Source organism: Streptomyces niphimycinicus (assembly GCF_018883605.1).
GTDB classification, from domain to species: domain Bacteria; phylum Actinomycetota; class Actinomycetes; order Streptomycetales; family Streptomycetaceae; genus Streptomyces; species Streptomyces niphimycinicus.
The window spans coordinates 1-10,977 of sequence record NZ_JAHLEM010000564.1; the positions used below are offsets into that span (position 1 = coordinate 1).

Consider the following 10,977-nt stretch of genomic DNA (forward strand, 5'->3'; position numbering starts at 1 on the left):
CGCCTCGGCGCCGAGGAACCCGGCGCCGACCACCGTCAGCCGCCGCCCCGGGCCCAGCCGGTCCCGCAGGGCCAGGGCGTCGTCCAGGGTGCGCAGCACATGCGCGCGCTTCCCCCCGCCGCCGTCCCCGCCGCCGTTGCCGTCCCCGCCGCCGGGCAGTCGGCGCGGGCGGACGCCGGTGGCGATGACCAGGCCCTCGTACGGCACCCGCGCCCCGTCGGCCAGCGCGACCGTACGGCCCGCGAGGTCGAGGCCGGTCGCGGCGACCCCGAGGCGCAGATCGAGGCCGAGCGCGTCCAGATCGGCGGGCGCGCGCAGCGGCACCCGGTCGGGCTCCCACTGCCCGCCGAGGATCTGCTTGGACAGCGGTGGCCGATCGTACGGGTGGTACGGCTCATCGCCGATGAGCGTGATCGTGCCCTCGTACCCTTCCCGCCGCAGCGTCTCCGCCGCCGCCAGACCGGCGGCGGATCCACCGACGACCACCACCTGCTTCACTTCTCGACCACCCGTATCGCCGCCGCCGGGCAGACCACCGCGGACTCACGCACATCGGCGTGGAGTTCGGGCGCGGGCCGCTCCTCCAGCAGGATCACGATGCCGTCCTCCTCCCGCTGGTCGAACACATCGGGTGCGATCATCACGCACTGACCCGACGCCACACACTTGGGAACATCGACTTCCACACGCATGATGACTCCTTGCCTCCGTTGCTCAAGATGCCCAGGTAACGGGCAGTTCGTAGACGCCGTAGACCAAACCGTCGTCCTTGAACGGTAGTTGGTCGACCCCGGTCGCCAGTCGCAGAGTGGGGATACGGCGGTAGAGCGTGCCGTAGACCACCTGGAGTTCCACCCGGGCCAGCGGCTGGCCCAGGCACTGGTGGATGCCGAAGCCGAACGCCATGTGGCGGCGGGCGTCGCGGCCGATGTCCAGCCGCTCGGGCTCGGCGAAGACCTCCGAGTCCCAGTTGCCGGTGCTGGTGTAGACGATGATCCCCTCGCCGGCGCGGATGGTCTCGCCGCCGATCTCGATGTCCTCCAGGGCGACCCGGCGACGGCCGTTGTGCACGATCGTCAGATAGCGCAGCAGCTCCTCGACGGCCCTGGCGATCACCTTCGGGTCCTCGGTCTCCCGCAGGACGGCGAGCTGGTCGGGGTTCTCCAGCAGGGCCACGGTACCGAGGGCGATCATGTTGGCGGTGGTCTCATGACCGGCGATCAGCAGCAGCACGCCCATGTTGGCGGCGTCGCGCTGGGTCAGCTCACCGGCCGTGACCCGGGAGGCCAGCTCGGAGAGCATGTCGTCGGCCGGGTTGGCGAGTTTGGCGGCGACCAGCCCGTCCAGATAGTCGGTCAGCGCCTCGTTGGCACCGACCACCTCCTCGACCGAGGAGTGCCGGTTGATCAGTTTCGAGCTGTTCCGCTGGAAGAAGTCGTGGTCCTCGTACGGCACCCCGAGCAGCTTGCAGATCACCAGCGACGGCAGCGGCAGCGCGAGCGCGCGCACCAGGTCGGCCGGGGCCGGCCCGGCCAGCATGGTGTCGATCAGCTCGTCGGTGATCCTCTGGATCTCGGGCCGCATCGCCTCGATCCGCTTGATGGCGAACGGTGCGGTGACCATCCGGCGGATCCGGGCGTGCTCGGGGTCGTCCATGGTGATGAAGGAGCGCCGCCGCCCGGCGTTCTCGCGGAAGCCGGCGCTCGCATGCGGGAAGCCGGGCCGGGTGGCCTCGGAGCTGACCCGCGGGTCGCCGAGCAGGGCGCGCTGGTCGGCGTACCGGGTCACCAGCCAGGGGGCGCTGCCGTCCCACAGCCGCACCCGGGTGACCGGCCGTTCGGTGTGCAGGGCCTGTGCGGTCGGCGGCGGGGCGAAGGGGCAGCCGGTCGCCCGCGGCATCGGGAACTCCGGAAGCGGCTCTTCCGCCTCGGCCGTGGTCTCTGCCAGCGTCTCGGTCATGTCTCTCCTCGGGAGGGGGGATTCCGATGGGAGCGGAGCGTGAACCTTCGCGTCAGGTGGGGACGTGAACCTTCGCGTCAGGGGGACGTGAACCTTCGCGTCACGGGGACGATGACCAGCGAACCCGCTCGACCTGACGCCCTCCGGTCAGTTTCCTGACGAAACGCTGACTGTGGGCAAGGTCACAGTGACCGTGGTGCCGCGGTCCGGTGCGCTGCGCACGCTCACCTCGCCGCCGTGCCGCTCGACCACCCGCCGCACAATGGACAGGCCGAGGCCGCCGCCCAGTTCGATCGGGCCGTCCGCGGAGCGGGGGGAGGTGAGCCGGGCGATGTCGTACGGGCTCATGCCCGGCCCCTGGTCGCTGACCGACAGCTCGACGTGCGGCTGTCCACCGGCCCCGGCCACCGGGCCGCGCACCGCCACGGTCACCGGGGATCCGGCAGGGGTGTGCCGCAGCGCGTTGCCCAGCAGATTGCGGATGGCGTGCCGCAGCAGACGGTAGTCGGCGACGAGCGTGGCCCGGCCGGAGTTCTCGCGGGCGATGGGGCGATCGGGGTCGAGCAGCCCCAGATCCGCCACCGCCTCGTCGGCCACGTCCCGCAGATCCACCGGCTCCGAGTCCAGCGGCCGCACCCAGGAGGCGTCCGCGCGCGGGAACACCTGCTGGACCGCCTGATGCATATGGTCGGCCTCGTCCTGGATCCGGCGCAGGGCGCGCACCATCAGCTCGGGGTCGTCGCTGAGCCCCTGCAAAGGGAGTTCGGCCCAGCCGCGGATGGTGGTCAGGGAGGTGCGCAGCTCATGCAGCAGGACCTCCAGCCGCTGCTGGCGCTCGTACGCGTCCTCGCCATGGCGCCGACCGTCCCCGCAGTGCTTATCCATACTTATCCAGGCTTATCCATACGGGTGCTCGTTCCTGCTCATGGGGAGGCGAGCCGGCCGAGCCAGTAGCCGAAGCCACGGCGGGTGTGGATCAGGGTGGGCCCGGTCTCGTCGACCTTGTGGCGGAGCCGGGAGACCAGCTTCTCGATGGCGTTGTCCCCGTAACGCCGGTGGTCCGCCACCCACAGATGCTCGCCGATCTGGTCCTTGGAGAGCACCTGCCCCGCGTTGACCAGCAGATAGCGCAGCAGCCGGAATTCGGCCGGGGTCAGCTCCAGCGCCCGCCTGCCGCGCCGCGCCTGACGGGTCGTATCGTCCAGCAGCAGATCCGCGTAGCGCGGCGGGGGCTCCTCGCGGTGCCGGGTGCGGGTGCGCAGCAGGGCCTGTACCCGGGCCAGCACCTCGGCGATCCGGAACGGCTTGGTGACGTAGTCGTTTCCGCCGATGCCGAGGCCGGTGACCAGCGATTCCAGCGAGTCGCGGGCGGTGAGGAAGAGGACGGGCGGATGGTTCTCGTCGGCCGCGACCAGGCGGCGGCACACCGTGAAGCCGTCCAGATCGGGCAGCATCACATCGAGGATCACCAGGTCGGGGCGCTCCCGCCCGACCCGATCGAGCGCCTCTCCGCCGGTGGCCGCGGTGCCGACCCGGTAACCGGCCAGTTCGAGGGTGGTCGAGAGCAGTTCGGCGATTCTCGATTCATCGTCGACGACCAGGATGTGCTGCCCGCTGCCACGGGCGGGCGCTGGTTTCTCGCTGACACTCCCGTACACGCCATGACACTACGTGAACCGACGGTTCCGGGGCACGGGGCCCTGACCGGGACCGATGAGATCCGGACAGGGCGGATAGGGCGGGGCTCAAGGGCGGACGGGGCGGGGCGCATACGGGCCGTGGGGGTGCCTGCCCCCACGGCCCGGGGTCTTCCGCTTTCCTCGGCTTTCGGCTTTGTCACCCTGCGGCTTTGGGCGATCCGAAAGTCAGCGCGGACGCCTCGCCGGAATCCGCGTAACAGTGGAACCGGTCGGCCCAGGACTGTTCCTGAAGGGTCTGGACCAATGCGCGGGGCACTGCCATATGCACATCACGGCCACCGGGCTCGTCCGCCGGAGTCGGCGCGATGAGCAGGGTCCAGGGAGTGGGAAGCGCCGGGACGTCGTACCAGAAGGGCGTGCCCGCTCCGAAGTCGAGTTCGTAGAAGGGGAGCTTCGACCAGTTGTTGATGACGATGGTGTTCTCGAACTTGTCGAGCGTCATGGTGGGCAGGGTGCGCTTGAGGCGGCCCGCCTCGTATTGGGCGGAGAGGAACGCCGTTTCCTGGCGGATTTTCTCCTCCGTGTTCTCGGCATAGCCAGCGCGGACTGCCGTGGCGACCTCGCCGAGAGGACGGGAGCGCAGTTCGGCCGCGGCCATCCCGGGCCGGGTGTTGGTGACGGTGTTGCCCCAGTAGCCGTCCGGTACGGCCCCGCCGCCGAAAGCACGGAAGTCGGCGAGGAGGCCCAGCTTTTCCTCGCTGCTGTCGGGGCGGTCCCGCAATGCGCCGAGGACTTTCCAGAGATGGGCGGTCAGCGCGTCATTGGTCGACACCCACCGCTCCGTGCCCGCGAGGTCGGCCATCGCGGCATCCTTCATGGTGGCCAGTTCGGCGGCGGTGAAGCGGGTGGTCACCATCGTCGTCGTCTTGGCGACCATGCACAGCAGCATACGAGCCACATAGGCGGACTTCCGGCCGCGCTTGGTGACCGTGAAGTGGTCGTTGTCCGGCCGGACGTCATCGGCGACCGGCGCCGCGAGGGCGTCGATGATGGCGCGGTCGTGGCCGGGCGCGGGGTACTCGAGCCCTCGATGCTCCTTCGACCAGCTCTCCATGAACCGCATATAGGCGGATCCGTCGGCCACGGCGTGGTTCATGTTGACACCGAGGACGGAGCCGCCGCCTTTCATATGGGTGAGCTTCACCGTGAAAAGCGGTGTGTCGCCGTCGACCACCTGGAGTGGGTTGATCTGGCTCAGGTAGCGATTGATGCCCTTTTTCGCCGTGTGGTGAGGCCCGTGATCCGGCATGGGCTGGGATGCGTATGTCTCGATGAAGCGCACGCCTCCGTCGTCGCAGAGCACGCTGAGACGGCCGTCGGGATCCTTCTTCATGCGGCCTGAAACCATCGGGAAGTTGCGCAGCGTTCTGCTGAGGGAGGCGCGAAGCGCTTCGCCGTCGAGCGTCTCGCGGTAGAAGAAGGTACGTGGGGTGTAGACCAATCCGATGAGCATGTCGTAGACGCTCAAACGTATGCGGTCACCGCTCGCCTCTCCGGCGCGTACGGTGGTCGATCGTTTGGTATCGCCCTCGGTGGCAGTGGGGGATGCCATCATGTGCGCACGTTCTTTCGTTCTGTCCGAGTGTGTTTCTGGGTCGGTCTATTGACCCTACCCCCGGGTCGAGAGCTGTCTGCTGGACGAGAACTTGTTTCAGGCAATTTTGAAAAACAGGCGAGCGCACCCGACTCACGGTGCCGCCCGCCGACCCCGATGGAGCCTCGCGGCCGACTGGGGGCTGCGGCACCGCGACGACACCCGCCCGCGGCGCTCCGTTAACATGATCGGACCCTCACGACGAGAACCCCCATCGTCCGCCCTTCGCCGGAAAACGGCGCTATGCGGTCTGAAGGGTGACCAATGCCCAACATCTAGCAAATCGGCCAAAGCATTGACATCCATAGCATTGCGGGTGATTTCCCGGATAAGCCGCAGTACCGCGTTCACCACGTGGCGTCGACCACGGGTGATGCTGTACGTCGTGGCGAGTGTGGTGGCCCTCGGATTCTTCGTCACGCTGGAGATCACCGCGCGTCGCTACGGTCTGCCGGGGCCGGTCACCAGTCAGGTGCAAGAGATTGTATTTGCCCCCAAATCGGGCTTTCTGCTGTACTCCGGTATGGGCTTGATGATGGTGGTGCTCACCTGGCGGGAGCGGCTCATCGCGGCCGGTGCCGCGATCGGCATCGACATTGTCATCTTCCTGGTGCGGTGGGTGGCCGACGCGAAGGTGACCGAAGGTCACCCCTTCGGCAACGGCGCGTTGTGGGTGATGCTGGGCTGTGTGGTCATCGCGATCACGCGCCGCACCGGCCGGGAACGCGCCCTGCTGTTGAAGGGCGCCGGGCTGGGCCTGCTGCTGGTGGCCGGCCGCAAGATCGGCGATACCTGGCTGCTCATCACGGCGAAGTCCCGCCCGACGGTGCTCGATCCGTACCTGGCGGCCGCCGATCACGCGCTGGGCAACCCGTCGTGGATGGCAGGCCGGATCGTCGAGGCCATGGGGCCGATCGGTGCCCATGTTCTCCAGTTCGTCTACGCTCAGCTTCCGGTGGCCGCGGTCATCGTCTCGCTATATCAACTGCGTAACGTGGCGGTCGAGCGCCGCTTCCCGGGCCACCATCTGGTGCGCACCTTTCTGGCCATCGGGCTCCTCGGGCCGGCCATCTACATGGTCTTCCCGGTGGTCGGACCGATCTTCGCCTACGGCGGCGGCGCCTTCGGTACCGGCGGCGAGCTGTGGGCGACGGCCAACCTGTGGCCGCACACGCTGCCGCCCATCAGCGCCCCGCACTCGATACCGTACGACGAGATCACGCCACGCAACTGCATGCCCAGCTTGCATACGGCATGGGCCACCGCGATCTTCATCCATTCCCGCCAGGGCCCACGTCTGCTGCGCTTCGCCGGCACCTTCTGGCTGATCGCGACGCTCGGCGCGACGCTGGGATTCGGCTACCACTACGGCGTGGATCTCATCGCGGGCGTGGTGTTCGCGCTCACGATCGAGACGGCGCTGCGCTCGTTCGCACGCGGTTGGGACCGGTCCGGGATCCGGTTGGTCGCTCACGGCACGACGGTCTTCGTCGCGCTCCTGGTGTCCTATCGCTATCTGCCGACGCAGATGGCCGGACATCCGTGGCTGTTCGGACCCCTTCTTCTGCTGGCGATGGCCTCAGTGATCCACGGCTACGTACGGACCACCAGACTGTGGGAGCCCAAGGCCGCACCGGCGCTGCAACCGGAACCGCAGCCCGGGCTGGTGTGATCACTCAGCCGATCTGGGCTTTTTGCGCTGGTTGGCATGGAAGCGCGCCTTCTTCTGGCGATTCCCGCACGTGTTCATGTCGCACCATCTGCGGCTGCGGCTTTGGCTGGTGTCGAAGAAGGCGGCTTGGCAGGTCGGCGATGCGCACAAGGCCAGTTTTCCGTCTCGTTCGCCCGCGATGATGCTGACCGCGTCGGCGGCGATCACGCCGAGGGCATCTTCCACGCCGGAAGCCGAGCTGAGCCGCCATTGCCGCTTGCCCTCGGGCGTCAGGATCGCCGCGGCCCGGCCCTGAGCGCTGCGGTCATTGATGACGTGGACGGCGGGCGCGGGGAGAGCGTCCTGGATCGCGGCCGCCGTCGCGGCGGCGTGAATCGACTCCCTCAGTTCCCGGGCGAGGTCGAGCTGGGCCGTGGTGCAGGAGTCCACGGCGAGGCCGTTCACCGCCAGCCAGTCGATGAGCCGGTGCGGCGTGGGAATGCGCTCCACGGCGTCGCCGAAACGCTCCGACAGAGTCCCCGTGAAGCTGGTCGCCAGCACGCTGCCGAGGCGGAAGTCAGGGAACCGAGCACGCATGGAACCACCTTAGGGGGTTGCAGCGTGGCTCGGAGGGCTGTTAGAACCGCCTTAGCCGGTTCCACGATAGCCAGGAGGTCTCATGCCCCGTCCCACCAGCGATGTGCGGGCATTTGAAGCCCACGCGACCGACGCCGACCTCGACGATCTGCGCGCGCGACTGGCCGCGGCGCGACTGCCGGAGGCCGAGACGGTCCATCGCGCCGGGCCCGACCCTCGCCGGTGGGAACAGGGCGTTCCGCTCGCCGACCTCGTCGATGTCGTGGACTACTGGCGCACCGGATACAACTGGCGGTCGTTCGAGGAGCGCCTCAACCGCATCGGCCAGTTCCGCACGACCATCGATGATCTGGGAATCCACTTCCTGCACCGCCGCTCCGCGCGCGCGGATGCCACCCCTCTGATCATGACGCACGGCTGGCCGGGCAGCATTGCCGAGTTCATCGATGTAGTGGACGAGCTGGCGGATCCGAAAGACGCGGACTCTCCGGCGTTCCACGTCGTGGTTCCCTCGCTGCCGGGCTTTGGCTACAGCGACAAGCCGGCCACCACCGGGTGGGGACTCGAAAAGATCGCGGCCGCATGGGTGGAACTGATGGGAAGGCTCGGCTACGGCAAGTTCGCGGCCCACGGCGGCGACTGGGGAGGTCCGATCACCACGGTCCTCGGCGGCAGGTTCCCGGAGCACGTTCTCGGCATCCACACAACGACCGCGCAGGCACCGCCCGGATTGACCACGGACGGGCTGACGGCGGCCGAGCGCAAGTGGACCGAGGAGACGCGTGATTTCTGGGACGGCCCCGCCTCGGCGTTCGCGAAGCAGCAGGCGACCCGACCGCAGACCATCGGTTACTCGCTCGTCGACTCACCGGTCGGGCTTCTCGCCTGGATCCTCGACAAGTTCGCCGCATGGACGGATACCGAAGACAGCCCGTTCGAGACGATTTCCATGGACAGGTTTCTCGACAACGTCACCCTGTATTGGCTGACGCGGACCGGCGCATCGTCAGCCCGCATCTACTACGAGAGCCACCTCTCGCTCGACCCCGAACTTCGCGTCGACGTCCCGTCGGCAATCGTTGTCTATCCCTACGACATCGAGAAGTGCCCGCGCCCCTGGGCGCAGGAGCGGTACCGGCAGATCGTCCGATGGAGGTCGCCCGAAAATGGGGGACATTTCCCGTCGCTGGAGGTCCCCGAGTACTTCGTCAAGGACCTGCAAGAGGGCCTCGCGGCGGTGCTGGCCGCCCAACGGTGAACGCGGCTGGGTGTCGGCGCTAAAGGGTGAAGGGATCCTCGTTGAGCTTTTCTCCCAGGTGCTCAAGAGTATCCGTAAGGCTCGGCGGTGCACCGTTCAGCCTGTCGCGCTGCTTGGCGACGTGACCGATGAGGCGGAGGGTCCGACCCGAGGAGATTCCGGGTGCGGAGGTGACCAGGGACCTGGCTATGTCTTCCGCGTCGTGCCACGCATTGACGTTCAGTAAGCACTGCGCGAGCCGTGCGACTCGCTCGCTTGAGTAGCCAGTCGTGACGTCGCGTCCTGGTTGTAAGGATTGCAGCAGTAGCTCGATTGCCTTCTGTGTGTCACCTGCGATCTGAAGTGTGTGACCCCACTGGCGGTCAATTTCCCCGCTGGTCACCCACCATGTCCAGTCCGGTTCGCCGACATCGCTACTGCCCTCGATGAGTGACCGGGCGCGTTGAAGCGACTCGATGGCATCCGAAGTACGTCCCGTGCCGACCAGTCCCTTGGCCTCACGGATGCGGAACATCGCCTCGACGCGCGGGGACAGCCGCCTCCCGTTGAGCACCGACCGGGCGATGGACAGCGCCTCTTGGTTCCGTCCGCTCCATTCACTTTGCATCGCCATGTTCTGTAGCGTCAGCAATTCGATGGAGCGATCCCCGGAGAGTTTCGCGAGAAATAGCGCCTCGTAGTTGAAGCGCTTTGCGGCGTCGTCTCTTTCCGCGTCCCAGAGAGCCCAACCGGCGACTTCCGCGAGTTCCGCAGCCGCCGACTGGATGTCGCGCTCGTACCGGGGATCGTAGTCTCCGGCTCCGAGCCGCCGATGCACGACCTTGAAGGCGCGGCCTGCGGGCTCGGCGATGGATACTCCGCTGAGTTCGTTGTCCAGGACGACCAGGCGGTGGGAAGTCTCCCGGATGGCCTGTGCGAAGTCGGCTCCGCGTGCCTCGTTGAGTCTGAGTATCCGATCGGTGATGGCCGGTGATTCAGCGGATTCCGGTGAATCTGTCGGCGGTGCTACTCGTGCCGCGATTTCGGCGAGTTCCCCGTTCGTCTTGAACAGGTTGTCCAGCGCCGTGACGAGTTGTGTCGACGGGTGCTGTTTCCCGGAGAGTACGCGGGACAGATAGGCGTGGTCGTAGTTCAGATGGCGGGCGACCGCCCGAACACTCATGTCCCGGTCACGGAGCAGGTCGCGGACTCTTTGGCTGAACTCCCCGCTGTTCATGGTGACCAGGGTACGGCTGTCACCACGTAGTCACCAAGTGGTCACCAACCGCGACGGCACATTCGCGGTTGTCTTGGGCGTACGTAAGGACCTAACGGGAGCGACAACGTGTCGGACACCAGCCCAGCCACCCCGCCCGCGAACACGCCCGACGACGACTGCGATGTGTGCGGGGCGCTGTTACGACAGCAAGCCGAGGCGAGGCGTAACGGGGATCACAAGTGGGCGACCACCTGTCTCATCGAACTCCAGCGGCACCACGACGGCCCGCCGCACACCGAGGCGGCCCGGTGAAGGGCCGCCCGATGATGACGCTGCGAGTGTCGCGGGACGGCGGGAGGACCTACGGGCCGACACGCGTGATCAGGTCCACCGAGCCCCTGATGCCGCTGGAGACGTCGGTGTGGCCGCCGTGCCAGTGCCCCCGATGCGTATCGGCGCAAGTGCCCAGCCGCCAACCGGGCATGCGATAAGTTGCCCGCCATGACCGGACTCGGCCCCGTCGCCTGGCCGCCTGCCCCGATAAGGACCGAACGGCTCGTCCTCCGGGAGTCCGAGGCCCGGGACCGGGCGGCGTTCATCGAGCTGTTCGCATCGCCTGAGGTGCGCACCTATCTCGGGGGGCCTCGGCCGCGTGATGAGCTCGAACGTGCGGTGCCTGAGGTGCCCGGGCGGCGCCCTGGCCTTTTCGTGATCGATCTCGGCGGAGAGATGATCGGCACGATCAACCTCGACCGGCGCGACGCGGAGCGTCCGGGGCATATCCGTCCGGATGCCGGGGAGGCCGAGCTCGGCTGTCTGTTTCTGCCGGAGGCGTGGGGACGCGGGTACGCCGCCGAGGCGTGCGCGGCGGCGCTCGGCTGGTTCGCCGACGCGCTTCCCGGTGAGCCGGTGGTGCTCTGCACCCAGACCGCCAACGACCGCTCGATGCGCCTCGCGGCGAAGCTGGGGTTCACCGAGGTGGAGCGGTTCCAGGAGTACGGCGCCGAGCAGTGGTTCGGC

At 67.8% G+C, this 10,977-nt stretch carries 12 protein-coding genes; 4 read left to right on the forward strand and 8 right to left on the reverse strand.

The genetic code is table 11. The annotated features are described in order from the left end of the window. From KN815_RS36480 to KN815_RS36505, 6 genes are all read right to left on the reverse strand, one after another. Positions 1–498: FAD-dependent oxidoreductase (locus KN815_RS36480; RefSeq protein WP_216346132.1), on the reverse strand; the 498-nt coding region annotated here is incomplete at its 3' end. Next, complete coding sequence (locus KN815_RS36485; RefSeq protein WP_216346133.1) at positions 495–692, reverse strand: ferredoxin; 198 nt, start codon at positions 690–692, stop codon at positions 495–497. The genes KN815_RS36480 and KN815_RS36485, both read right to left, overlap by 4 nt. Before the next feature lie 22 nt (positions 693–714). After that, positions 715–1,959 (reverse strand): cytochrome P450, encoded by a 1,245-nt coding sequence (locus KN815_RS36490; RefSeq protein ID WP_216346134.1) that lies wholly within the window; start codon positions 1,957–1,959, stop codon positions 715–717. A 147-nt stretch (positions 1,960–2,106) separates the two neighbouring features. Beyond that, on the reverse strand, positions 2,107–2,844 hold the full coding sequence (locus KN815_RS36495; RefSeq protein WP_216346135.1) for a sensor histidine kinase: 738 nt from the start codon (positions 2,842–2,844) through the stop codon (positions 2,107–2,109). A 38-nt stretch (positions 2,845–2,882) separates the two neighbouring features. Next, positions 2,883–3,617, reverse strand: a complete 735-nt coding sequence (locus KN815_RS36500) for a response regulator transcription factor (RefSeq protein ID WP_216346136.1) — start codon at positions 3,615–3,617, stop codon at positions 2,883–2,885. Positions 3,618–3,795: 178 nt separating this feature from the next. Then, positions 3,796–5,214 carry an acyltransferase gene (locus tag KN815_RS36505; RefSeq protein ID WP_308403693.1) on the reverse strand — a complete coding sequence of 473 codons (1,419 nt, stop codon included), beginning with the start codon at positions 5,212–5,214 and terminating at the stop codon, positions 3,796–3,798. A 412-nt stretch (positions 5,215–5,626) separates the two neighbouring features. On the opposite strand from KN815_RS36505, the gene KN815_RS36510 reads away from it, so the two are divergent. Beyond that, positions 5,627–6,925, forward strand: coding sequence for a phosphatase PAP2 family protein (locus KN815_RS36510; protein WP_216346143.1), 1,299 nt, complete (start codon positions 5,627–5,629; stop codon positions 6,923–6,925). Here KN815_RS36510 and KN815_RS36515 read toward each other — a convergent pair whose 3' ends face one another. Continuing rightward, the gene (locus KN815_RS36515; RefSeq protein WP_216346138.1) at positions 6,926–7,501 is read right to left on the reverse strand and encodes a CGNR zinc finger domain-containing protein; all 576 of its coding nucleotides are present in this window, start codon (positions 7,499–7,501) and stop codon (positions 6,926–6,928) included. A gap of 82 nt (positions 7,502–7,583) precedes the next feature. On the opposite strand from KN815_RS36515, the gene KN815_RS36520 reads away from it, so the two are divergent. Further along, positions 7,584–8,759, forward strand: coding sequence for an epoxide hydrolase family protein (locus tag KN815_RS36520; RefSeq protein ID WP_216346139.1), 1,176 nt, complete (start codon positions 7,584–7,586; stop codon positions 8,757–8,759). Between the two features lie 19 nt (positions 8,760–8,778). Here KN815_RS36520 and KN815_RS36525 read toward each other — a convergent pair whose 3' ends face one another. Next, a complete protein-coding gene (locus KN815_RS36525; RefSeq protein ID WP_216346140.1) occupies positions 8,779–9,975 on the reverse strand; it encodes a helix-turn-helix domain-containing protein in 1,197 nt (398 codons plus the stop codon). A gap of 108 nt (positions 9,976–10,083) precedes the next feature. Here KN815_RS36525 and KN815_RS36530 point away from each other — a divergent pair, with 108 nt between their 5' ends. Both KN815_RS36530 and KN815_RS36535 read left to right on the forward strand, forming a co-directional pair. Continuing rightward, entirely contained in the window at positions 10,084–10,269 is a 186-nt protein-coding gene (locus KN815_RS36530) for a hypothetical protein (protein WP_216346141.1), read from the forward strand. A gap of 189 nt (positions 10,270–10,458) precedes the next feature. Continuing rightward, the coding region (locus KN815_RS36535; protein ID WP_216346142.1) for a GNAT family N-acetyltransferase at positions 10,459–10,977 on the forward strand (519 nt) is incomplete at its 3' end.

What these genes read in the sequence shown, in the direction of transcription:
- KN815_RS36485 (WP_216346133.1), bottom strand. Translation starts at nt 692, where the DNA reads ATGCGTGTGGAAGTCGATGTTCCCAAGTGTGTGGCGTCGGGTCAGTGC.
- KN815_RS36490 (WP_216346134.1), bottom strand. Translation starts at nt 1,959, where the DNA reads ATGACCGAGACGCTGGCAGAGACCACGGCCGAGGCGGAAGAGCCGCTT.
- KN815_RS36495 (WP_216346135.1), bottom strand. Translation starts at nt 2,844, where the DNA reads ATGGATAAGCACTGCGGGGACGGTCGGCGCCATGGCGAGGACGCGTAC.
- KN815_RS36505 (WP_308403693.1), bottom strand. Translation starts at nt 5,214, where the DNA reads ATGATGGCATCCCCCACTGCCACCGAGGGCGATACCAAACGATCGACC.
- KN815_RS36510 (WP_216346143.1), top strand. Translation starts at nt 5,627, where the DNA reads ATGCTGTACGTCGTGGCGAGTGTGGTGGCCCTCGGATTCTTCGTCACG.
- KN815_RS36515 (WP_216346138.1), bottom strand. Translation starts at nt 7,501, where the DNA reads ATGCGTGCTCGGTTCCCTGACTTCCGCCTCGGCAGCGTGCTGGCGACC.
- KN815_RS36520 (WP_216346139.1), top strand. Translation starts at nt 7,584, where the DNA reads ATGCCCCGTCCCACCAGCGATGTGCGGGCATTTGAAGCCCACGCGACC.
- KN815_RS36525 (WP_216346140.1), bottom strand. Translation starts at nt 9,975, where the DNA reads ATGAACAGCGGGGAGTTCAGCCAAAGAGTCCGCGACCTGCTCCGTGAC.